We start from the raw sequence: 22,413 nt of genomic DNA, 5'->3' as shown, positions 1-22,413 counted from the left end.
TGGGACAGCCGGGTGAGTGTCCGATCAGGTCGCTTTCACCGCGTATTCGCCGTCGGCGTGGCCGATCAGTTGCCAACCGCCTTCGATCGGGTCCAGGCGGACGTCGGTGAGATTCGTGGTCTCGAGTTGTGGCCGTCCGGTGCCCGGGTACCAGGCCTCGACCCGCCCCGTGCCGCTCCCGGCAAACCCGTCACGCGATACCTTCGTCAGCGTGCCGGGCGCTGCTCGCGGATAAGCACGCGAGAGTGGAACCGCGAATCCCTCTACAAGTCCGAGTGATTCGCCGGACGGGCAGTCGATGCGATTCAGATTTCCTTGCGGCTGGTGGGTATTGCCGTCTCGAACCGGATGGGGGTCACCGCACGCTTGCGTCCACGACCACCAGGCGCCGCCCATCCGGTACTGGTCGGTGGCGTCGACGAAGCGGTCGACGTCTGCCCCCTGCTCGTCGGCGTCCCCGAACCAGCCCCATTCGCCCGTCCACAACGGTGCGTCGTACCAGGCGGCAGCGCGGTCGGCGATCTTGAATCCGTCCTCGATTGCGGGGAATTCGCTACTGACTGTTATCGATTCGCTGTAAAGATGGGGCGAGAAGACCACCAGAGGATCGGTCAGGTACTGGCGTGGGGGCAGCGCGTCGAAGCCGAAAGCCGACCAGATCGCACTGGGCTCGAAGAACACGAGGTGCGGAAATCCGCCTACTTCGGCCTGTCTGATGGCGTCGGTGGCTCGCTTGTAGAACTGCCCGATCTGATCAGCTGCCGTGAATGGGTCGCGCAGGCCGGGATTCGGTTCGTTCAACAGGTCGTATCCGGCTACCGCTGGTTCGCCTTTGAACTCGGCGGCCAACCTCGCCCACGTCGCCACGAGGCGACTCTGGATTCCTTGCTCGTCGTCGTAGAACGCCTGGAAGGCGTGGCCGATCGCCGGTGCAGCCTCCCGGAGTCCACCGATGTTGCAGGTTGTCCATCCGCCGGTCAGGGTTGCCCATTCGGGTGCGCCGTCCCAGCCGACTCCCGGCCGCATGAATGACGGGCACGACTGGTCGCTCGGGGTGCCGACATACGGGCCCCATGCGTCCTGATGCATGTCGAGAACGGTGTAGATGCCGTGATCTTTCGCGTTCTGGACTGCGCCTCGAATCCGGTCGACATACGCAGTGTCGAATGCACCGCGAGTCGGTTCGAGGAGGGACCACGCGACGTTGAGTCGGACGACGTTGAAGCCCAGCGCGGCCATCTGCGCGAAGTCCGTTCTTCCCAGCGGCGTGACGGTGGGTAGACCGGTGCCGTTGGTTGCGTAGTCATTGAGGCCGTTGGCGTTCACGCCGCGGAGCAACACCGTTCGTCCGTCGACGTCCTTGATCGTTCGATCTGCGACGGTCAATCGGGGGAGTGTCCAGCCCGATTCCGGAGGTGCAGCGTTTGCCGCCGGGGCTGCAAGCTGGACAGCCAGGATTGCAAGGGTGGCAAGCAACAGCGCACGCATCCGTCGACCTTTCTAGACAAACGTCCAATTCCGAGTTGAGGCTAGCGGGAGAACGTCCTTGTTGCGGCGCAATTCGCACATACCCGTCACGACTACATTGCTGGGCACGCCGACTCGAAGTTGCTACTCGAGGTGCGAGAATTGTCGACACGTCGCGACCCGAGGGAGCATTTGTGAAACTTGCACTGACTGAACTGGTCGAACGACTACCCGGCGACGAGTTGGCGATCACGCGTGCGTTCTACGAGTCACGGACCGCTGGCACCGGTCCGAGTTCTCTGCAGGAACTGCTCGCGGTGCGCGCTTCCAGAGTGGTTGATCCCGCGCCGCCGACCCGAGCTGTCGAGCACATACTCGACGTCGACGGCCGAGCCATATCGGTCCGTGTGGTCACACCGAAAGATGGCGTGGTCAACGGGGTCTATCTGTATCTTCCGGGCGGTGGCTTCTACATGAGTTCGGCGGCAAGCGCTGACGCCCGAAGTGCGAGACTTGCCGACGAAGTCGGGGTCGCAGTGGTTACCGTCGATTACCGGCTTGCACCGGAGTTCCCTTGGCCGGCAGCGCCGGACGACTGTGAGGCAGTCGCTTTGTGGCTGCTCGATGTCGCGGCCGAACGATTCGGGACAACCAAGCTCGCCGTCGGTGGCATGTCGGCGGGAGCAACCTTGGTGATGACAACATTGCTACGGCTTCGTGATCGAGGTCTGGCCATGTCGTTCTCGGGTGCCGTGTTGGAAGCCGGCACGTACGACGTCAGTGCTCAGACTCCCGCCGGCCGCACCATCGGCGACGAATACTTCATCGAAGCCTACGTCGGCCATGTCGGTGATCGCACTGTCCCGGATATTTCTCCGACCTTCGGAGACCTGAGCAGCCTGCCCCCGACCCTCGTTGTCATCGGATCCGACGACGTGGTCCTGGCCGAGAATCTCGCCATGGTGGCAAGGCTGTCGGCGGCAGGCAACGACGTCGACTTGCGCCTCTATCCTGATGTCCCGCACGGATTTACAAACCATCCAACGCCTGTTGCCCGCCGCGCTGCGCTCGATATAGGTGCCTGGCTTCGGCGCCGTCTCGACGACGAGTCGGCGTGACAAGCGCGGGCGCGGTTCAGTGTGCCGAGGACACGCGGCGTGTGTTCGGTGTCAGATATTGGTCGAGTGCTTGACGATGGAACAACTCGAGGCTCACCGCAGATTTCATCAGGCCGTCGAGGGTTGGCGGATCCCATCCCTTCGGCTACAGACGCCCAGGAATGTCGGAGCGGCTGCGGCCGCGGTCTGTAGTTCGAGCGGGTCCGGCGTGGTCGATGGCGTTGCGGTGACGGGCACGAGTTTCTTCCCGCACGACGGCGACAATCCGGGCACCTGAACACTTGTCCGGTTTCTGGAGCAAAGTCGGGACGAGGAGCGCGTCACCCTTGTAATCTCGCACGTGAGTTTGCGGGGGCGCGGGGTCGTCACGCACAGTGAGTGAGAGGACGACGATGACGACTGCTTACACGCGCCGCCGAGGGGCGCGCCCTTTCGGGTTCGCCCTCGCTGCGCTCTTTGCCGTGGTTGCGGCCCTGACCGGTCCCACATTCGCCTCCGCTTCGAGCAGCGACCTGCAATCGGGTTCGAGCCAGTTCGGATCGTCCGGCGAGCACCCGCCGCTGCCAGAGATCCCACCGCCGTCCGCGGCCGCGATCAGGCTCGACGAGGCGCGGAACTTCCGCGACGTCGGCGGCTACCGGACTACCGACGGCAGGACCGTCCGGACAGGAATGGTGTTCCGTTCCAACAAGCTCAGCTCGCTCAGTGAGTCTGATCTGGCCAAACTCACCGCCGCGAACCTGACCCTCGACGTCGACCTGCGCAACACCTCCGAACGCGCGGAGGATCCCGATCAGATCCCTGCCGGGGTCACCTACCAGGTCGCCGACGTCGTCAGTATCGAACACGGCATCGCGTTCCACGAATTCGTTCCCCTGACTCTCGGTCGCGCGTTGATCGACGGCGCAGTCAACGGAACCTCGAACATCGGCCAGAGCATCGGCTACCCCTTCATGGTCAACTACCGAGGCTCTGATGTCGCCTTCCGTGACCTGCTGACTGCGATCGCGAACAACTCCAACGGCGCAACCGTCTACCACTGCAGTGCAGGGAAGGACCGCACCGGTTGGGGCACCGCGATCCTACTGACCATCCTCGGTGTCCCGCGTGAGGTCATCAGTGCCGATTTCATGGCGTCGAACACCTACCTGGGCCGCGACGACGCGGTGGACCTGTCGTGGCTCGATGCGGCGTACGCCCAGGTGAACCGGCTCTACGGCGGCATGGACACCTACGTACGGGAGGGCCTCGGCGTCGACCAGGGCACTATCGACTCTCTGCGCGCCAAGCTTCTCGTCTAGGCGCAGTCCCACACCTCGGCTTCTTGCGCACTCAGAACCTCTGCTGTCCCAAAGCGGACGAAACCCGGGTCGGAGAGTTCGGGAACCGTCCACCCCCCCAGTGTTTCTCGGTCGTATGCGATTGCCAAGTGGCGCAAGAACTTTACTCGAAAGATCGCGTCTGATCATGGACTCGACGCTGGCCAATTGGTCAGCATCGAATCGAGTGCCTCGAGGATCCTGGACCAGCTTTCCGCGCTGTCAGGTGCACTGTGGCTGAACGATCCACCCAACTCGAGGCTGGCGTAGCCATGGAAAACGCTGCCCAGCAACCGAACTGCGTGAGTCTGGTCGAGGTCCGTGAGGTTGTACCCGCGCAGAATCGATCGCATCATCTGCGAGTGTCTGAAGCCAGCGCTCGCCGCTGCGGCCTCCGGGGTGAGGCGCATCTGCGACGCGGCGTACCGGCCGGGGTGTGCCTTCGCGTAGTTGCGATAGACGTTCGCGAAGGCGGTCAAGGCGTCGCGGCCGGACCGACCGGCCACGGCGTCGGCAGCCTGGTCGGCCATCTCTTCCAGGGCGAGTAATGCGATTCTGGTTTTGAGGTCGTTCGAACTCTTCACATGGGAGTACAGGCTCGCGACCTTGACGTCGAACTGTCTGGCGACTGCCGATACGGTCACCTGCTCGAAGCCGACCTCGTCGGCCAATTCGGCACCCGCCATGGCGAGGCGTTCGGGGGTGAGTCCTGCGCGAGGCATGTCTGCTGGTCCTGTTCGTCGAAAAGTGAAACCAATTTGCCTAAATAGTATAGGCAAATTACTGTGTGCTGTAGTTGAACTATACGCAAGCTATCTACAGGTGAATGACATGCACAGCCAGAGAAGCTGGATTACTACCGAAATTTCCGAGGACATCGTGCGCGGAGCCCTCGAAATCGAACGGACCGAATGCGGTGTGCTGACGCACCGTCTACCTGCCAGGGCTCGCGCACTCTTCGCTGACGGGCAGATGGCCATGGCGCAATCACAACCCTCCGGAGTGCGGCTTGTGTTCCGAACCAGCGCTACGAGCATCGAACTCGATACTCTGCCCACGAAAATGATCTACACCGGCGCCCCGCCGAGACCACAAGGGGTGTACGACCTGCTCGTCGACGGCGAACTGGCCGGGCAAGCAAGCGCCACGGGCGGCAATTCGGTGACGATCGACATGGCGACCGGCGCCGCTCAGAAGCAGTCCGGGCCCGTCAGCACCATTCGTTTCGCGGACCTGCCCACGCGATCGAAGGATGTCGAGATCTGGTTGCCGCACAACGAGACCACCGAACTTGTCGCACTTCGAACCGACGCCCCACTCGAACCCGCGGACGACACGAAGCGCCGCGTGTGGCTCCATCACGGAAGCTCGATCAGTCAAGGGTCCGGCGCTGAAAGTCCCTCCGGCACTTGGCCTGCTCTTGCAGCCTCCGTCGGCGGAGTGGATCTGATCAACCTCGGGTTCAGTGGCAGCGCTCTGCTGGACCAGTACATCGCCCGCGCGATGCGAGACACTTCTGCTGACCTGATCAGCATCAAGATGGGTATCAATCTGGTCAACTCCGACGTGATGCGTCTGCGGGCCTTCACATCGGCAATGCACGGCTTCCTCGACACGGTTCGCGACGGTCATCCAGTGGCTCCGCTGCTGGTCGTTTCGCCGGTCTATTGCCCGATTCACGAAGACACGCCGGGACCTGGTGCTTTCGATTTCGATGCACTTGCCAGAGGCGAAATGCGGTTCGTTGCCACCGGAGATCCCGCCGAGCGTGCATCCGGGAAGCTGACGCTGCGCTCGATTCGGGAAGAGTTGGCGCGCATCGTAGCCCAGCGATCGGTCGATGATCCCAATCTGCATTACGTCGACGGGTGCGATCTCTACGGTGCGGCCGAGAATGCGGAGCTGCCGCTTCCCGATCAGCTCCATCCGGACGCTGCAACGCATCGTCTCATCGGTGAACGCTTTGCCCAACGTGCATTCGCAGACGGCGGTGTATTCGCCGGACAGGTGTAATCGCGCAGTCTGGTTCGATCCGAGTTCATACGATTTGACCCTGACGTAGCGTGAGGGCTCACGATGACTTCATGACCGACACCTACCCAGCATTCGACATCAGCCCCGTCCCTGTTCCTACAACCGATGCTGTGCCTCCGGAACAGTTCCGAGGTCTCTACGGAATGCCGATGTTCGTCTCGATTCCTACTTCGGATCTGGCCGAATCGGTCGACTTCTGGATCCGCGGACTCGGCTTCTTCGACCTCTTTTCGGTGCCTGATCGACTGACGCACCTGCGACGCTGGGCATTTCAGGACGTCTTGCTCGTACCCGGTGAGCGAGCAGATTCGCCACCGTCCGTCAGCGTGAGCTGTGCGTGTGTGCTGAGCCAGATCGGCCAGATAGCAAATGCGTGCGAGGAATTGCGGGCCGGATGCACCAGCGGACCGCACGTGAAGCCGTGGAATTCCCTCGAGTTGGAAATTGTGACACCGGAGAATGCACGTGTGATCATGACTGCCGCTCGTCCGTACGACCCGAACAGTGCCGAGGCAGAGTATCTGCGAGGTATGGGAATTGACGGACCAGGCGACTGAGCGGCGGTCTGACGCCGTGGCCTCCCGCACCGCGTCTGTCAAACTGGATGCCGTGACGGACCAACTCTTCGGAGACGACGCAGACAGTGCTCTGACTGTCGGTGCAGCCGCATCACGACTGGGCGTAACCGTACGTACCCTTCATCATTGGGACGCAATCGGTTTGGTGTGCCCGTCCGGTCGCAGCGACGGAGGCTACCGGCAGTACACCGACGCGGACCTCGGCCGCATCGGCCGGGTGCTTGTCTACCGTGACGTGGGCTTGTCGCTCGACGAGATCGGGGTATTGCTCGAAGCGCCCGCACTCCACGTGGACGAGACGCTGCGTGGGCAGCGCGCCGAATTGCGGCAACGGATCGCCGACTTGGAGGCGCTGGGCGAGTCCTTGGATCGCATCATCGATGCCAGGAAGTCGGGTGTGCTGTTGCCGGCAGACGAACAGGTCTCGATCTTCGGCCGGCACTGGCAGCCGTCATGGGGAACCGAGGCGCACGAGCGTTGGGGCGACAGCGCGCAGTGGGCGCAGCACGCGGAACGGTCGGCGGGTAGGACCGCTGAGGATTGGCAGAAGATCGCCGACGGCGTCGAGACGCTCAACGACGATCTGGCGTCGGCGTGCCGCTCCGGCGTCGAACCGGGAAGCGACGAGGCGAATTCGCTGGCAGAACGGCATCGAGCGTCTATCGGCGTCTACTTCGACTGCACACTTTCGATGCACGTGTGCCTGGGGCGGATGTACGTTGCCGATCCGGGCTTCTCCGAGTTCTTCGACCAGGTCGAGACCGGTCTGGCTGCGTGGATCCACGCCGTCATCGATGCGAACGCTCTGGCCAATGGAGTTGTCCCCGAATCGGCGACGTGGGTGTGAGTGAGCTGGAAGTCGCTCGTCAATCCAACGATGCGCAGGCAGTGCACCACGGTCGGCCGTCGACCCCGGGGGCTCGATGGGCCACTGCGATGCGAGCGGCCAAGATACAGCTTTCGTTGTCGTGATAGACGTCGAGATCCGAAGGAACCGTCGAGTGGAACGCCGGGACCTTCATGTCTACCTCCGTTGTGACTCGCCAGCGAGTTGGCTCGTTGCGGCAATCCTCCCACCCCAGAGATCATCTCGCCTGTCGGCAGAAGTATGGCCGTTGCTCGACCATATGGCCGGGGTCTGACGCGTGCAGTCCCGTAGCCGCGATTGTGCAGCCCCACAGTGACTTACAGCGGTGAGAGCCTGATCACCTTGCCGGCCGAAGAGATGCGCATTGCGCACGCGGTGTGATCTTCGACGGCGCTCACCGCAAAGAATCCCGCAGGGATAGGCTGGACGAATGCGTGGAGAGTACAAGGTTCCTGGTGGAAAACTGGTCGCGGTCGACGTCGAGGTGGCGGATGGTCGACTGGCCGACGTCGCAGTCTCGGGGGACTTCTTCCTCGAGCCAGACAGCGCGCTCGACGACATCAACGCAGCGTTGCGCGGAATGCCCGCCGACTCGGATGCAGAACAGTTGGCGCAAGCCATCTCCGCTGCGCTCGACGAGTCCGTCTCGATGATCGGCTTCACGCCCCAGTCGGTCGGCATTGCGATCCGGCGCGCACTCGGTCACGCCACGAGTTGGGCGGATCACACGTTCGACCTCATCCCGCCGGTGGTTCTCGATCCCGCGATGCACGTCGCGCTGGACGAGGTCATCGCGCGTGAGGTGGCATCGGGTGAGCGTCCGCCGACGCTGCGATTCTGGGACTGGGACTCGCCCCTGGTCGTGATCGGATCGTTCCAGTCGGTGCGTAACGAGGTCGACTCCGAGGCGGCAGCGCGGCACGGCATCGGCGTGGTGCGCCGAATCTCCGGTGGCGGCGCGATGTTCATGGAACCGGGCAACTGCATCACGTACTCGTTGGCCGTACCGGCGTCGTTGGTCGAAGGTTTGAGTTTCGAGCAGTCCTACGCATTTCTCGATCAGTGGGTGATGGGAGCGCTTGCCGAGGTCGGTATCAACGCTCGCTACGTGCCGCTCAACGACATCGCCTCGGACAAGGGCAAGATCGCCGGCGCTGCTCAGAAGCGATTCGCGTCCGGCACTGTGCTCCATCACGTGACCATGGCCTACGACATCGACGCGGAGAAAATGACGCAGGTGCTGCGAATCGGACGAGAGAAGATGTCGGACAAGGGAACCAAGAGTGCGGCCAAACGTGTCGATCCGTTGCGTTCGCAGACCGGAATGACACGCGCGGCCATCCTGGAGTCGTTTGCGCAGCACTTCCGAGGCCAATACGACACCCGTGACAGCGATTACACGGACTCGGAGTTGGAGCAGGCGCGCAAGCTGGTGGAGACGAAGTTCAGCACCGAAGCGTGGACTCACCGCGTCCCGTGACCCTGGGACACCGTGACCCTGGGACGCCGTGACCCTGGGACACCGAGAAACCGAGAAATCGGGACGAGACCCGAGGGGTCTCGTCCCGGTCGACCTAGGTAGCCGGGGTCGTTGAGTGTGCCCCGAGAAGTTCAGCGTCGTCGACGAAGGAGTTCCTCTTCGGAATTGTGAAAGTTGCGCTCACACACAGGATTGCGATGACGAAGCACGCCAGTGTGTACCAGAGATTTCCGATGGGATCCCCAGCGCTGGTGGAACCGTCGACCGCGTCGAAGAAGTCGGGAAGCGCACTCGCCCACAGTACGGCCATGACAACCAGGTACACCACGCTGTAGACCTGTACGAATCTGTTGGTGTGTGCAGGAGTGTTCGATTCAGCCGAGCGCAAGTCTCGCCATTGCCGGACGAGAACCACGATCGCGACCACTGTGAGGACGACGAGTTCCGCCGCATAGAGGAACCCGCGAACGGTGTCACTGCCCATCCCGAAGACCGTCGCCGGGAGCGGGAGAATGAACGTACCCAGCGAGGCCAGCAGGCCGATCACGATGGTGCGCCACACCAACTGAAGCCCGGAGAAGTGCTTGCCGGCATCGACGTGCCGTCCGACGAAGTACTGGACGCAGAATGCCAACGACATGGGCCACAGCGCGGCGAAGACGACCACGCTGGGAAGCGGAACCGCGTCGAACATGGGTTGGTTGATCGGGTTCGACGTCGACCACTCCCACCATCGCAGCTGGGGTCCCAGGTGGTCGAAGATTTCGTAGAACGCATGGTGGACGAAGCCGACGCAGACTGCGCCCAGTAGTGGACCGTACTTGCGGAAAACGCCGAGCATTCTGACTATTTCGAAGGCCAGTGTCGCCATGAGCGGGTAGATGGCAATGATGTACAGCGGCAGTCGACCCCACATGAAGTCGACGGTGAACACGTTGTGCGCGAACATCGTGTCCACTTGTTCTTCGATGCCGAATGCCGCCGGGAAGTACAGCGGAGGCTCGATGATGAACAGGTAGGCGGTGGCGCCGAACCAGAGAACCAAGTTGGTGGGGTCACCGTTGCGGCGCAGTCGCACGATCGCCAACACCAGTGCGAGCACCGAACCGACGATGATCGTCCATTCGAGGACGGGCAGGGTCCAGTTCTCGAGCGCCGCCGGGTTACGGAACTCGACGAGTCCACCTGCTTCCTGGCAGGAGAAACCGAGTTCTGTTGCGAGCTGGGCGAATGTGGGGGAGCAGTGCTCTGCCATCAGTTGGCCCCTGACGTGATCGACTCGGCCTGTGCCTGAGATTCGGCGGTGTACCAGCGTGTGCAGTCGTAGCCGTCGTCGTAACGCTTGAACCACTGGTCGGCCAATGCGGGGAGCTTCTCGTGGTCCGGGTTGTGATTGGGCATCTGGCTGCGGAAGACACCGCCGAGTGCGACGAGTTGTTCGCCGAGTTGCAGGTGATCGAAGGCGCGGGGCATGGTCCCCTTGGTCAGGTAGGGCGCAAATGACGTCAGAATCTTCTGCTTGGTGCGGTGCATGGCGAACATCGACAGTGAGTCGACTTGCCGTTCGGAGAGCGGAACGTGCTGGTTGAACCCTGCACAGGCGATGCGAATCACCTTCATCACGTGCGCGAAGATCGACGGCGCCATCCGCATTCGGTAAAGCTCGCTTCCGACAACGGAATTGAAGATGATCAGTGCCGAGCTGCGATGCTCGACCTCCTCGACGAAGTGCCAGATGAACAGCGACGCGACGCGGTCGTCTCCTGGACGGAACAAGGTCGCCTCGTTGTCGAGCATCAGCTTGAACACCGGTGTGAAAGTCGCCTCCAGATCAGCGGTGTACGCGAGCCGGTAGTTCAGCGAGGTCGCCTCGGTCAGCAGATCGAATTCACCGATCACGGCGTCGAGCGTGTTCTGCAGTCCGGGGTAACGCCTGATCAGAGCCTTCACATGTTGGCGGTGGGCGGTCGAGTGGTGGCCTTCTTGACGCATGAATGCCACGGCTTCCTCGGCGACCTCCGGATCGCTGATCCGCGACTTGGTCTGCATGATCATCTTCACGATCATCTTCTCGAAACCGATGGCCAGGAACGAGACCGCGTTGGACATGCTCGACCAAGCCGGATTCTCCGGGTTCCACAGGAAGGGAACGTCATGATCCTCGAATCCGAAATCCATCTTTCGGGGCTGAAGGTTGGTCACTTGTCGAACCTCGTCTTTCGGAGGGGCTGGTCAGGTGGCCGCTCTGGCACTGAAAGCCACGTGTGGCAGTGATCATACATATTGATGTGCAGTTGTATGTTCACTTTCGACGACGAGAGTGCATTCGAGGGACGCAGATGCAAAACCTGCTTGTGTTAGCCTGTGGCTCTTGGACTTCGAGCGCAAAGACATGGTTCGAGCCTCGTTCGAGCGAGGAAGTGGGCAGTGGCACGAAGGCGTGGGTGGGGCGGCAATCCACCGGACAGTGACGAAGATGCGTCTCGTCGAATTGTCGAGGCCGCTGTCGAGCTGATCGGACGAACGAGTTCGGAAATCAGTATCGGCGACGTCGCGGAGTCACTCGGCGTGATTCGGCAGACCGTGTACCGATACTTCCCCAGCGCCGACGCTCTGATGCGGGCAGCTGCGATCGCGTCGGTCGACGGCTACCTCGATCGACTCGCCACACACGTGAGCGGCATCGAAGATCCCGTCGAGGCGATGACCGAGGGTGTTGTCTACACACTGACCCAGGTCCACCGAACACCGCATCTCGGCATTCTGCTCACGAGCACGAATTCGAGTGTGCACCCGGAAGGTCTGACCTCTCAGGAGGCGCAAGCCTTCGGAATGGCGATGATCACCCGTTTCGACGTGGACTGGGTGCGTTACGGCTACGACGACGCGTCACTTCAGGAACTGGTCGAATACGTCCTGCGGACGATGCAGTCGTTTTTCCTCGCGCCCGGCGACCCGAAGCGGAGCGACGAGGAACTGCGGCGATACCTGAGACGCTGGATGGGTTCGGCGATCATCGCCCAGCCCGTTCGGTGACAGGTGGCCCGGTCAGCGGAGAATTATCGTCAAAGCGACCGCGCTCGCGCACGCTGCGATGACGACGACCAGGGCGAACAGGTCGGCCAGCTGAGGGCGCTTGGGGTATGCCGCGATCAACCCGGTGCCCCCGCGAGCGGAGATTGCTTCGCCCATTTCGGCAGATCGCCGAATTGCCACCGACATGGTTGTGGTGATCAGGTCGACTATCGAATTGTCGGCCGCGCTGTTCACCACAGCTTTCGGGCGCAGTCGCCGCGCCGCAACGAGGGTGAGCATCTCGTCGATCAACAGCGGAAGCGAACGAATACACAGTGCCGTCGCGATTGCCCACTCATCCACGGGAATCTTGAAGAAACGAAGTGGTCGGCCCAGCGTCGCCAAGGCGGGGGCCACATCGCTCATCGACGTCGTCCACGCCAACATCAGTGAGACGCAGAGCAATACGAGACCGAACGTCACAGCTTGCAGGTAGAGGAACACTGCGTCGAGGCCGATCGGAAGGTTGATCAACGCGCCGAGCAGGATCAGCGCCCACAACCACCACGGAGGTCGAGGAACTGCAGTCGGGGGGATGCGTCCGATTACCGCGGTCAGCAACAACAATCCGAGTACGACGCCGATCGCCGGCCAGGACGGGGCGGCGACGACCACGATGCTGACGAGAACCACCGCAACGATCTTCGTTCCGGCCCACAATCGGTGGATCGGCGATGAAGTCGGGACTTCGCGCAGAAGTGTTGTCACGTCGTCGATCCTTCCAAAGTGCTGCTGGCGGCAGGGTCGAGGATGCGACCCTGCGACAGTCGAATTGTTCTGCTGCACACGGCGTCCATGCCGTCGACGTCATGCGAGATGACGACTACTGCGGTTCCGTTCCGACGAATCCACCTGAGCACGTTCAGGATTTCGTGTCGGCCGGGTGGATCGAGACCGGCCAGGGGTTCGTCGAGGATGAGTACGCGGGGTTGGCGGACGAGGAGACCGGCCAGCACGACGCGTCGCATCTGTCCGCCGCTCAACTCGTCGATGCTCCGACCTGCGATGTGACGATCGAGTCCGACGGCGTCGAGTGCCCACGAGACTTGTACGGATCCGATCTCCGGACCGCCGGCTGCCTCGATGTCTTCGGCGACGGTTCGACGCTGCAACTGCAACCGCGAATGTTGGAACGTGAGGCCGACGGTGCCGAGTTGGCGTGAGACGGGTTTGCCGTCGAAGACTGCGGTTCCCTTGCTCGGCGTGATCAAGCCCGCCATGATCCAGGCCAGAGTCGACTTACCGGAACCGTTGCCGCCCAGGACCAGGAGTCCCTCCCCGTCGCCGATGGTCAGATTCACGTCCGACAGTGCGCGTCGCGACCACGGAGTCCGGTCGTTGTACGTGTGGGTGACATCGGTGAGTTGGAGTACAGCACGTGTGCTGGTCGGCCACGGTGCAGATGGAGGACCCGCGAACGTCGACGTCATCCAGCCGGGTTGGTGATCGATCTGCCTTCCACGCTGGAGTTGGATCACCCGATCTGCGGCACGCGTATCGGCGTGGTGGTGGGTGACGAGTACCACGGCCATGGGATGGCGGCGTGGCAGTTCGGCGAGGAGCGCGACCAATTCCTCCCTGCCCGCCTGATCGACCATCGCGGTGGCTTCGTCGGCGATCAGCAGCGCGGGGCGCCGGGCCAGAGCCGCGGCAACCGCCAGGCGTTGCATCTCGCCGCCGGACAGCCCCGACGTCTCGCGCATGCCCATTCCGGCGAGTCCCACTTCGGCCAGCAGCGCATCGACGTCGGGATGTGACTCGGGGGGAAGCCCCCAGACGACGTCATCGGCGACCCGGGTTCCGAGGATCTGGCTCTCGGGACGTTGGAGGACAACGGCGGTTCCGCCGTGTCGGCCCAGACCGGCGGAACCGGGTCTCGTCAGGGTCCCGACAGTCGGCGCGCGACCGGCGAGCAACCGAGTGAGTGTGGACTTGCCCGAGCCGTTGTGGCCGACGACGGTGACGAACTCTCCTCGTCGCACCGTGAAGTTGACGTCGACGAGGGCCGGCGTCGATGCACCCGGATAGGTGAAGCCCACGTGATCGAAACTGACCGGTAACGGATCGATCGGACGGTCGTCGGGTGTCGTCTCGAGTGGATCGGACGAGGGGAGCGCCGCCAATCGGTCGAGGACGGCACCGAGGACGAAATAGGAGACGACGGTACTGAGGACGATTCCGGAGATGATGGACACGCCGATCCACAACCACCAGTAGTCGATGATCGAGCCGATGCTGTTCTCGATCCATTCGGCTGCCCCGACCAGCGTGGGGGCGCGCTTCAAGATTGCGGCCACACCCAGCGCGGTGTTCTCGAGCGAGGTCAGCAACAAGGTGCGCAGGGGCGCGAGAACAAGCAACAGGACTATGGAGAACAACGCCAGCGCGGGCCCGATGACACATGACGAGAGCAACGCGGAGACGAAGCCGAGACCGCGCCGCTTGACGGTACCGATGATTCCGCCGAGGAGAGCGCTCAGCGCGACCGCCGCCGCAGATCCTGAACCCGCCGCGACGAAGGCGACCGCAGTAGCCGAGACACCGGCCGTCATCACTGCGCGGACTCGGAAGCGCTGGGCGACAATTCCCATCGGAACCGCTGCCACGAGGTTGAGGGCGCTGGCCATGGGGATGACCGTGGCAATGACGGACAACGCGACCGTGAATCCGGCCATGACGGCACCCGTTGCCAACTCGAGTGGTCGAAGGTTGCCGGTTTCGCGGACTTGCGGACGGTTGCTCACTACGTCCAGTGTGCCAGTGGTGACATAACTCCTGCCCGACTGATGGTGAGCGCATCTGCGCGATTGCGTAGGCTTCACCTCAAACAATGGATCGGACGGAGCGTGGAAGACGTGAGTGCAGCACCCATCAGGGTCGGGGTTCTGGGAGCCAAGGGCAAGGTCGGTCGAGCGATCTGCGAGGCAGTGGAAGCTGCTCCCGATCTGGAACTTGTCGCTCAGGTCGACACCGGTGATCGCATCGAGACGTTTGTCGACACCCGCACTCAGGTAGTGGTCGATTTCACCCACCCCGACGTCGTCATGGGAAATCTGGAATTCCTCGTGGCCAACGGAATTCACGCCGTGATCGGCACCACCGGTTTCGACGAGTCCAGGCTTGCGACGGTGCAGTCCTGGCTCGACGCCCAGCCGGCAACGGGTGTTCTCATCGCGCCCAACTTCGCTATCGGTGCCGTGTTGTTGATGCGCTTCTCCGCTGCTGCGGCACGCTTCTTCGATTCTGTCGAGGTCATCGAACTTCACCATCCCAACAAGGCCGATGCCCCCTCGGGTACCGCGTACCGAACGGCCGCCATGATCGCCGAGGCTCGCGCCGAAGCGGGCGTCGGACGCAGTCCGGACGCCACCACGACCGAGCTCGAGGGCGCACGTGGAGCTGACGTCGACGGCGTCCGGGTTCACTCTGTGCGGATGGCCGGACTGGTTGCGCATCAGGAAGTGATTCTCGGAACGCAGGGCGAGACGCTCACCATTCGCCACGACTCGATCGACCGGAATTCGTTCGCGCCGGGCGTTCTGCTCGGAGTCCGCCAGATCGGTTCGCGTCCGGGCCTGACGGTCGGTATCGATTCCTTCCTCGATCTATGAACAAGACCACCCGCACTCTCGCGCTGATCGTTGCGATCTGTATCGCGCTAGCGGTGTACTTCGTGCTGCTCGGTCAGCGCGGAATCCAGCTCATCCAGGACGGCGGTGGCGCCGCAATCGGTCTCGGGATCGGAGTGCTGATCCTGCCTTTCCTCGGGCTGTGGCTCGTCATCGCCACGCTCCGTGCCGGCTTCACGCACCAGCGTCTCGCGCAGCAGATTCACGACGAGGGCCTCGCCGTCGACGCGTCTGCGCTTCCGAAACTGCCTTCGGGCCGGATCGAGCGAGCGGCGGCCGACGAGTTGTTCGCCCAGATCAAGGTCGACTGGGAAGCGGACCCGGACAACTGGAAGCAGAACTTCCGACTCGCTCGCGCCTACGACTACGCCGGTGACAGAAGCCGGGCTCGGGAAACCATGCGCCGGGCAGTGGAACTGGAACGCCGTTCTCGAGGCAAGTAGGTATCTCTGCTGCGGCGAGGGGCCGCTGAGACGCTACCGCTCGGGAACCGTTGTGGGAGAAGACGGATCCGGAGCGGTGGGGTCGAATGGTGGCGGATTGTTCGGGTCGAAACTCGTCACCGGCACCGAACACGTCGCGCCCACTTCGGGATACGTGTTCGGGTTGACCCGCAAAGCCGAGACGAATTGGTCGATGCGAGCGTCCGCGGCGTTGTCGAGCTTGAGTTGACGGCCCCAAGACTGCAGTGAGATCGGCGAATCCAGGGTGGGATACGGCGACATCAACGTGTAGCTCATACCTTCGACTCGCTGCGCCAAACGAGCCTGATCCTCGCTCGAGACGAGGTCGGGGTTGTACGTGATCCACACGGCCCCGTGCTCGAGGGAATGGACCGCATTTTCGGTTCGAATGGCTTGCGGATAGACAACTCCGGTGCAGTTTGCCCAGACCGAGTCATGGCGACCGCCGAAGGGCGGTGAATGTGTGTACGCCACACGTTCGTTCGGCCGTACGTGTTGGGCTGCTGGGTAGTCGACCGTGACAACTCCGTCGATGGCTCGGGACGGATCCGGATTGTCGACGCTCGGAACAAACGCATCCGGTTGAGGTGTTCCTTCGAGGGAAGTCGCGCACGAAGCCAGCGCGAGAACTGCCGAGATCGCCACTGTCGCTCGAAGTTGTTTGTTCACTCGGCCATGATAGCGGCGCCTGTCCGCTTTCCCGGGACGTGAATCGACTACGACCCGAGAGAGCTTGTCGTCCCGCCCGAGAGCGCGATGTCACTGGCGCTTCGGAGAATTCGGAGCGGAGGCAGCGACCCTTGGTACGCCTCGGAGCCACTGATCAGATCACCGGCCGCGTCGAACGCGATCGCCTCACCTTGTGGCTCGTCCGGAAGGGGCACCCGAATCGGCTTGGTGGTCAAGGCTTTCACGACATCACCGTCGGGAGCTGCGTAGAGATAGACGTCGGTGTACGTGCGCAGTGCTACCACCGTGCCGTCTTTGCTCACGGCGCCGCCCGTGACAGCCATGGTTCCGGCGTGGGGGATCGGTCCACCGGAAGTGAGGGTGGGAGTGAATCTGAGCTGACCTACCTTGGCCAACATGGTCGGCGGCGCCGTACTCAGATCCTGAACGTGCTGTCGCTCAGCGGTTGTATAGACCGCGCTTGCGCCTAGGTAGTCCTTGGTGACGATCACGGGAAGCCCGTCGCTCTGGATCAGCACTGCCTCGGCGTCATGGGCCCCGTCCGGATAAGCCAGGGGGTAGGAGGTGGTGGCACCCGAAGCCGGATCGAGTTCGATCAGCCCGATCGACGTTCGTACCGCGTTGTTGTCGCCGATGTCTGCCAGCCACAGGTGGCCGTCGGGAGTCGACGAGAGATCCTCGACATCGACGCGAGGGGTGCCCACGTCGATCCAGCGCTGAACGTGGCAGTTCGAATCGAGTTCGGCGACCCGGTCGTCGGAGCCGCTGTCGCCGATTGCGTACATCCCGGTTGTTGTGACCGTGAGTCCGGACAGCTCGGAAAGGCCTGCATCAGTGGGCGTGCACAGTACGTCGAAGACACGCGGGGTCTGTTGCGCCGACGCTGGAACAGTGTGAATGCCCACGACCGCGGCGGCGAGAACAACCGAGCCGGCAGCCGCAGCGACTGAATGGGCAAGCGGGCGATTCCACATCACGATGCAGACCTCCGGGCCGAAGAATCGGGACTTAGTACCCGGAGAATACTGGACGTCCGTCTGACTTCGTCCGAGTTTGCAAGAAACGGCCGATGCCGAGACGACGTGATGCGTCAGTGATTCGCCGAGTGAATGCAGGTGCAGGAGGGGATACTCGACTCACTGGAGATCGGCGACAACGAGCAGGAAGTGACGAAGCGATGGCGAAGAGTGAGTCCGACAAGCAAGATGCAGATTCCCCGTCTCAGTTGATCGACCAGCGAATCGAGGAACTCGGAGACTGGCGGGGCGAGATGCTCTCCCGGATACGAACTCTGATCAAAGAGGTGGATCCGGATGTGGTGGAGGAATGGAAGTGGCGAGGCGTTCCGGTGTGGTACCACGCCGGAATGATCTGTACCGGTGAGACTTACAAGAGCGCAGTGAAGGTGACTTTTGCCAAAGGCGCATCACTCGACGACGCTTCAGGTCTCTTCAACTCCAGCCTCGAGGGCAATACGCGGCGGGCGATCGATTTCCACGAGGGTGAAGCCGTCGACGAAAAGGCGTTCAAGGCACTCGTTCACGCCGCGATTGCCCTGAACACCTCGAAGAAGTGACGCCCTGTCAGAGCTGATGTTCAGCGAGGTCGAACGCACTGAGTAGCGTGCGGAATTTCGTACTGGTCTCTCTCAATTCGATTTCCGGATCGGAAGTAGCGACGATGCCGCCGCCGGCGTAGGCCCGCGCCGAGAGGCCGTCTGCTGCGATCTCGGCGCAACGAATAGCGACCATCCACTCGCCGTCTCCGGTCCGGTCGCACCAGCCCACGGCACCCGCATAGAACCCACGATCGGCTTCGGTTGCGGTGATGTGCTCGCGTGCGGCGACCGTCGGTGTTCCACAGACGGCAGGAGTCGGATGCAGCGCCATCGCCAGTTCGAGCGAGGTCACGCTCGGGTCGATCAGAACACCTTCGATCTTGGTCCCGAGGTGCCACAGTTGCGGTGTCCGAAGTAGTTCCGGCGCACCGGGTGCGGTGAACGATGTGCAGAGCGGTCCGAGTATCGCACTGATGGAGTCGACGACAAACGCGTGTTCGGCGAGATCTTTGGTCGAAGCGCGGAGTTGCTCGGCATTCGCCTCGTCCTGATCCGAATTCGGGTGGCGTGCAATCGAGCCCGCCAACGGGTGGCAGGTGACGACGTCGCCTCGCCGTTCGATCAGAACCTCGGGCGTCGAGCCGACCAGCGAACGCCCGCGGTATTTCCCTCCGGCGGGGGACAGGTCGACGCAGAAGCCGTTGTGCGCGTGGTCGAGTGCGATCAGCTTCTCTGCCAAGGCGGAGGGGGAGATCGTGGACTCGGCTTCGATGGTCAGGGAGCGTGCGAGGACAACTTTGTCGAGTTCGCCTGCTCGAAGGCGGGTGACGGCGCCGCGGACCCTGTCGGTGTGGATCTGCGGGCTCGGTTCGAATTCCGCGACCCGCGAAGTGGGGAGTGTCGGAATGTTCGAGTGATATAGATCACCGTGGACCCGAGTGAAACTCAGTGGCGCAGTGAGGGCGGACGGCGTCTCCGGGGAGAACGGCAGAGCGCCGACGACCGAGTCGATCCGCCCGGTTTTGAGGGCTTCGGCGGCATCGAAGGCGGAGTCGAATTCTTCGACCACTCCCGAAGTGCGGATCGACGTTTGCCTACGTGAGAGCAGGAAAACGGAGTCCGTTTCATCGTCAGTCCGGTTGTTGCGCAACGGGAATTCGGAGACTTCGGCGAGTGCTGACATGGACACCCTTCCAGTTCGACAGGATTACTTGCTATGTTGAGGCTAGCCTTAGTTCGGGTGAATTTGTGCCGTGGCCGTCCGGGTTGTGTACTTCCGTACCGTTATGGTTAGGCTGGCCTAAAGTCAGGCGTGCGGACGGGGTCGACACGAGGATGGGTTGGCTCGATCTGAGCGCGTCGACCACTACCCGAGGAGACCGATGAGCAACACCGTGGACCGTGACCAGATCGTGCGCGACGTCGCCGAGGTTCTGTCGATGAGGGCAGAACAACTCGGCGACGACGCGGACCTGGGTGACGAAGGCCTGGACTCGGTTCGCCTGATGACGCTCGTCGAACGGTGGCGGGGAGCGGGCGCGGATGCCGACTTCGCGGAGTTGGCAGAAGAGCCCACGATCAATGCCTGGGTTCAGGTCCTGTGCCCGCAGTGAGTGAGCGCAGAATCGCCGTGGTCACCGGTGCGGGGGCGGGGATCGGCGCCGCAGTGGCCCGGACTCTTGCCCGTGACGGGTATTCGCTGGCGCTTCTCGATCGTGACGACGTCGAATTGAAGCGGGTAACTGCGGAATTGGCAGAAACCATCGTCGACGGCGCCGATGTCGCGAGTCACGTCGTGGACGTGACCGATCGGCAGGCAGTCGACGCGGCAGTGACCTCCACGATGGACACGTTCGGCCGGATCGATGCTCTCGCGCACGTCGCCGGAATTCTCGACACCGGGTCGGTGCTGGACTCCGATCCAGATCAGTGGCAGAAGATATTCGGCGTCAACGTCTTCGGATTGCTGAACGTGCTGCAAAGTGTGGGACGGGAAATGCGTCGCCGTCGGGCCGGGGCGATCGTGGTGGTCTCGTCGAATGCGGCCGGTGTCCCACGTATGGGGATGGGTGCTTACGGTTCGTCGAAAGCTGCCGCCACCATGTTGGTTCGAACCGCGGGACTGGAGTTGGCCGCAGACGGGATTCGTGTCAACGTGGTCGCTCCGGGATCCACCGACACAGCGATGCAGCGGTCATTGTGGTCGGACCCTTCCGACGATTCGGGTGCCGACGCCGTCATCGAAGGCAATCTGGCGAGCTATCGCCTGGGTATTCCGCTCGGAAAACTGGCCACCGCAGACGATATCGCGGACTCGGTGCACTTCCTGCTGTCCGACCGGGCGGCCCACATCACCATGCAGGCGCTGTACGTCGACGGTGGAGCGACGCTCAAAGCGTGAGACGTAGTTGCTGACAGTACTTTCGAACAGGAGTCACTTGCATGACCTCGAGGATCGCTCGCGAGCCCTTGGCACCCGTCGCACAGTATCCACCCGAATTGGTGACGCAGTATCGGGAGCGAGGCTATTGGACTGACGAGACGCTGGCCGGATTCATCACGGCCGCGGCCGCACGGTATCCCGACAACGAAGCGGTGGTCGGCAGCGATGCCGCCGGCACACAGACACGGCTGACGTATTCCGAGCTCGATCGTCGCAGCTCGGCCGTGGCCGGAGGCCTGTCCGGGTTGGGTGTTCGCCCCGGTGACCGGGTGCTTCTGCAGCTACCGAACATCGTGGAATACGTCGAAGCATTGTTCGGTGTGTTGAAGCTCGGCGCCCTGCCGGTATTCGGGTTGCCGGCGCATCGCCGAACCGAAATCGGCTACTTCTGCCAGTTCGCTGATGTCGCTGCCTATATCGTCGCCGACCGTCATGGCGGGTTCGACTACCGCGCACTGGCGCGTGAGGTGAACGAGGGCCTCGAGACTCCGCCTGTTGTGATCGTGGCCGGTGACCCCGAAGAGTTTGTCGGTTTCGATTCGCTGCGCGGATACGAGATTCCCGTTCTTGCCGACGTCGATCCGTTGTCGGTCGCCTTTCTTCAGCTTTCCGGTGGCACGACCGGTGTTCCGAAGCTGATTCCGCGAACGCACGCCGACTACCTCTACTCGGTGCGGGCATCGAACCCGATCTGCGGCGTCGACGACTCGACGCGCATGTTGGTGGTTCTTCCTGCAGCGCATAATTTTCCGATGAGTTCGCCAGGCATCCTGGGTGTTTTCCACGCGGGTGGCACCGTGGTTCTGGCGCCGGACACCATGCCGTCCACAGCTTTCGGTCTGATCGAATCAGAGCGAGTCACGCACGCTTCTTTGGTTCCACCGATCGCGTTGGCCTGGATGGCTGCCCCCAGCAAGGCAGATCACGATCTGTCGAGCTTGCGGGTTCTCGGCGTCGGGGGAGCAAAGTTCAGCGCCGAAGCTGCTGCGCGCGTACCCGAGGAGCTGGGCTGCACCCTCCAGCAGGTGTTCGGGATGGCCGAAGGGCTGGTCAACTACACCCGCCTCGACGACACGCAAGAATTGATCGTCAGTACGCAGGGCCGGCCTATTTCGCCGGACGACGAGGTTCGTGTGGTCGACGACGAGGGCGCGCCCGTCGAGCCCGGAACCACGGGGCACTTACTGACTCGGGGGCCGTACACGATCCGTGGCTATTACCGGGCAGATGCGCACAATGCCGAGGTCTTCGACGCCGAAGGGTTCTATCGCACCGGCGATCTGGTCAGCGTCACCGATACGGGACACCTGATAGTCGAGGGGCGCGCAAAAGACCAGATCAACCGCGGCGGTGAGAAAGTGGCCGCCGAGGAGATCGAGAACCACCTGCTCTCGCACCCTGCCGTCCACGATGCGGCCGTCGTCGCCGTCCCCGACGAGTACCTGGGCGAGCGAACGTGTGCTGTCCTGGTGGTCGCCGGAGAAGCGCCGACCGTCGGCGAGATCAAGCGATACATACGAGGCCGAGGCGTTGCGGCATACAAAGTGCCGGATCGAGTGGAGTTCGTGACCGAGTTCCCCGTCACCGGCGTCGGAAAGACCAGTAAGGCGGCCCTGCGCCGTGTTCTCAGTGAATCGATTGCGGCACAGACGCTGTCGAGTTGATCGGTTCTCACCCCACTTCTTGGAGG

The 22,413-nt window shown here is 62.6% G+C and carries 24 protein-coding genes; 14 read left to right on the top strand and 10 right to left on the bottom strand.

Features of this window, described 5'->3' with window-relative positions:
- Positions 1–24: 24 nt before the first annotated feature.
- Complete coding sequence (locus I7X09_RS01225; protein WP_200315179.1) at positions 25–1,488, bottom strand: glycoside hydrolase family 5 protein; 1,464 nt, start codon at positions 1,486–1,488, stop codon at positions 25–27.
- A 173-nt stretch (positions 1,489–1,661) separates the two neighbouring features.
- Between I7X09_RS01225 and I7X09_RS01220 the strand changes: the two genes are divergently transcribed.
- The 3 genes from I7X09_RS01220 to I7X09_RS01210 all read left to right on the top strand — a co-directional run bounded on the left by I7X09_RS01220 (position 1,662) and on the right by I7X09_RS01210 (position 3,886).
- On the top strand, positions 1,662–2,585 hold the full coding sequence (locus tag I7X09_RS01220; protein ID WP_200315177.1) for an alpha/beta hydrolase: 924 nt from the start codon (positions 1,662–1,664) through the stop codon (positions 2,583–2,585).
- Between the two features lie 76 nt (positions 2,586–2,661).
- Positions 2,662–2,862, top strand: coding sequence for a hypothetical protein (locus I7X09_RS01215; RefSeq protein WP_200315175.1), 201 nt, complete (start codon positions 2,662–2,664; stop codon positions 2,860–2,862).
- Between the two features lie 115 nt (positions 2,863–2,977).
- Positions 2,978–3,886, top strand: coding sequence for a tyrosine-protein phosphatase (locus I7X09_RS01210; protein ID WP_200315173.1), 909 nt, complete (start codon positions 2,978–2,980; stop codon positions 3,884–3,886).
- Positions 3,887–4,050: 164 nt separating this feature from the next.
- On the opposite strand, the gene I7X09_RS01205 is transcribed toward I7X09_RS01210, so the two are convergent.
- On the bottom strand, positions 4,051–4,626 hold the full coding sequence (locus tag I7X09_RS01205; protein ID WP_200315171.1) for a TetR/AcrR family transcriptional regulator: 576 nt from the start codon (positions 4,624–4,626) through the stop codon (positions 4,051–4,053).
- Between the two features lie 109 nt (positions 4,627–4,735).
- On the opposite strand from I7X09_RS01205, the gene I7X09_RS01200 reads away from it, so the two are divergent.
- From I7X09_RS01200 to I7X09_RS01190, 3 genes are all read left to right on the top strand, one after another.
- A complete protein-coding gene (locus tag I7X09_RS01200) occupies positions 4,736–5,917 on the top strand; it encodes a GDSL-type esterase/lipase family protein (protein ID WP_200315169.1) in 1,182 nt (393 codons plus the stop codon).
- 71 nt (positions 5,918–5,988) lie between these two features.
- Positions 5,989–6,495, top strand: coding sequence for a VOC family protein (locus I7X09_RS01195; protein ID WP_200315168.1), 507 nt, complete (start codon positions 5,989–5,991; stop codon positions 6,493–6,495).
- A gap of 52 nt (positions 6,496–6,547) precedes the next feature.
- A complete protein-coding gene (locus tag I7X09_RS01190; RefSeq protein WP_166809590.1) occupies positions 6,548–7,363 on the top strand; it encodes a MerR family transcriptional regulator in 816 nt (271 codons plus the stop codon).
- 19 nt (positions 7,364–7,382) lie between these two features.
- Here the strand turns inward: I7X09_RS01190 and I7X09_RS01185 are convergent, their stop codons facing one another.
- Positions 7,383–7,538, bottom strand: coding sequence for a hypothetical protein (locus tag I7X09_RS01185; RefSeq protein WP_172436565.1), 156 nt, complete (start codon positions 7,536–7,538; stop codon positions 7,383–7,385).
- Between the two features lie 276 nt (positions 7,539–7,814).
- Between I7X09_RS01185 and I7X09_RS01180 the strand changes: the two genes are divergently transcribed.
- Entirely contained in the window at positions 7,815–8,864 is a 1,050-nt protein-coding gene (locus tag I7X09_RS01180; RefSeq protein WP_200315164.1) for a lipoate--protein ligase family protein, read from the top strand.
- A 94-nt stretch (positions 8,865–8,958) separates the two neighbouring features.
- On the opposite strand, the gene I7X09_RS01175 is transcribed toward I7X09_RS01180, so the two are convergent.
- Positions 8,959–10,119 carry a DUF7802 domain-containing protein gene (locus tag I7X09_RS01175; RefSeq protein WP_200315162.1) on the bottom strand — a complete coding sequence of 387 codons (1,161 nt, stop codon included), beginning with the start codon at positions 10,117–10,119 and terminating at the stop codon, positions 8,959–8,961.
- On the bottom strand, positions 10,119–11,066 hold the full coding sequence (locus I7X09_RS01170) for a metal-dependent hydrolase (RefSeq protein WP_095970618.1): 948 nt from the start codon (positions 11,064–11,066) through the stop codon (positions 10,119–10,121). The genes I7X09_RS01175 and I7X09_RS01170 overlap by 1 nt, the downstream gene beginning before the upstream one ends.
- Positions 11,067–11,291: 225 nt before the next feature.
- On the opposite strand from I7X09_RS01170, the gene I7X09_RS01165 reads away from it, so the two are divergent.
- On the top strand, positions 11,292–11,900 hold the full coding sequence (locus I7X09_RS01165; protein WP_095970617.1) for a TetR/AcrR family transcriptional regulator: 609 nt from the start codon (positions 11,292–11,294) through the stop codon (positions 11,898–11,900).
- A gap of 12 nt (positions 11,901–11,912) precedes the next feature.
- Here I7X09_RS01165 and I7X09_RS01160 read toward each other — a convergent pair whose 3' ends face one another.
- Together I7X09_RS01160 and I7X09_RS01155 are read right to left on the bottom strand one after the other, a co-directional pair.
- The gene (locus I7X09_RS01160) at positions 11,913–12,647 is read right to left on the bottom strand and encodes an energy-coupling factor transporter transmembrane component T family protein (protein WP_095970616.1); all 735 of its coding nucleotides are present in this window, start codon (positions 12,645–12,647) and stop codon (positions 11,913–11,915) included.
- Positions 12,644–14,683: an ATP-binding cassette domain-containing protein gene (locus tag I7X09_RS01155; RefSeq protein WP_200315160.1), complete on the bottom strand. Its 2,040-nt coding sequence runs from the start codon at positions 14,681–14,683 to the stop codon at positions 12,644–12,646. Before I7X09_RS01155 ends, I7X09_RS01160 begins: the two co-directional genes overlap by 4 nt.
- A 102-nt stretch (positions 14,684–14,785) precedes the next feature.
- Here I7X09_RS01155 and dapB point away from each other — a divergent pair, with 102 nt between their 5' ends.
- Together dapB and I7X09_RS01145 are read left to right on the top strand one after the other, a co-directional pair.
- Positions 14,786–15,550: a 4-hydroxy-tetrahydrodipicolinate reductase gene (gene dapB, locus I7X09_RS01150; protein ID WP_003942179.1), complete on the top strand. Its 765-nt coding sequence runs from the start codon at positions 14,786–14,788 to the stop codon at positions 15,548–15,550.
- Positions 15,547–16,011, top strand: a complete 465-nt coding sequence (locus I7X09_RS01145) for a hypothetical protein (protein ID WP_046378448.1) — start codon at positions 15,547–15,549, stop codon at positions 16,009–16,011. The genes dapB and I7X09_RS01145 overlap by 4 nt, the downstream gene beginning before the upstream one ends.
- A 33-nt stretch (positions 16,012–16,044) precedes the next feature.
- Here the strand turns inward: I7X09_RS01145 and I7X09_RS01140 are convergent, their stop codons facing one another.
- Complete coding sequence (locus I7X09_RS01140; RefSeq protein WP_200315153.1) at positions 16,045–16,701, bottom strand: DUF3105 domain-containing protein; 657 nt, start codon at positions 16,699–16,701, stop codon at positions 16,045–16,047.
- 47 nt (positions 16,702–16,748) lie between these two features.
- Entirely contained in the window at positions 16,749–17,696 is a 948-nt protein-coding gene (locus tag I7X09_RS01135; protein WP_234036989.1) for a hypothetical protein, read from the bottom strand.
- A gap of 203 nt (positions 17,697–17,899) precedes the next feature.
- On the opposite strand from I7X09_RS01135, the gene I7X09_RS01130 reads away from it, so the two are divergent.
- Positions 17,900–18,298: a DUF1801 domain-containing protein gene (locus I7X09_RS01130; RefSeq protein ID WP_124566210.1), complete on the top strand. Its 399-nt coding sequence runs from the start codon at positions 17,900–17,902 to the stop codon at positions 18,296–18,298.
- Positions 18,299–18,305: 7 nt separating this feature from the next.
- Here the strand turns inward: I7X09_RS01130 and I7X09_RS01125 are convergent, their stop codons facing one another.
- A complete protein-coding gene (locus I7X09_RS01125) occupies positions 18,306–19,463 on the bottom strand; it encodes an isochorismate synthase (RefSeq protein ID WP_095970611.1) in 1,158 nt (385 codons plus the stop codon).
- 199 nt (positions 19,464–19,662) lie between these two features.
- On the opposite strand from I7X09_RS01125, the gene I7X09_RS01120 reads away from it, so the two are divergent.
- Genes I7X09_RS01120 through I7X09_RS01110 form a run of 3 tightly spaced genes read left to right on the top strand, consistent with a single transcriptional unit; the run spans position 19,663 to position 22,387 of the window.
- Positions 19,663–19,893 carry a phosphopantetheine-binding protein gene (locus I7X09_RS01120; RefSeq protein WP_003942230.1) on the top strand — a complete coding sequence of 77 codons (231 nt, stop codon included), beginning with the start codon at positions 19,663–19,665 and terminating at the stop codon, positions 19,891–19,893.
- The gene (locus I7X09_RS01115) at positions 19,881–20,681 is read left to right on the top strand and encodes a 2,3-dihydro-2,3-dihydroxybenzoate dehydrogenase (protein WP_200315151.1); all 801 of its coding nucleotides are present in this window, start codon (positions 19,881–19,883) and stop codon (positions 20,679–20,681) included. Before I7X09_RS01120 ends, I7X09_RS01115 begins: the two co-directional genes overlap by 13 nt.
- Before the next feature lie 41 nt (positions 20,682–20,722).
- The gene (locus I7X09_RS01110) at positions 20,723–22,387 is read left to right on the top strand and encodes a (2,3-dihydroxybenzoyl)adenylate synthase (protein WP_200315149.1); all 1,665 of its coding nucleotides are present in this window, start codon (positions 20,723–20,725) and stop codon (positions 22,385–22,387) included.
- Positions 22,388–22,413 lie beyond the last annotated feature (26 nt).

Source organism: Rhodococcus sp. P-2 (assembly GCF_016598535.1).
Classification (GTDB): Bacteria; Actinomycetota; Actinomycetes; order Mycobacteriales; family Mycobacteriaceae; genus Rhodococcus_F; species Rhodococcus_F baikonurensis.
The sequence above is the reverse complement of the archived record's forward strand: the minus strand, read 5'-3'. Positions and strand labels throughout refer to the sequence as shown.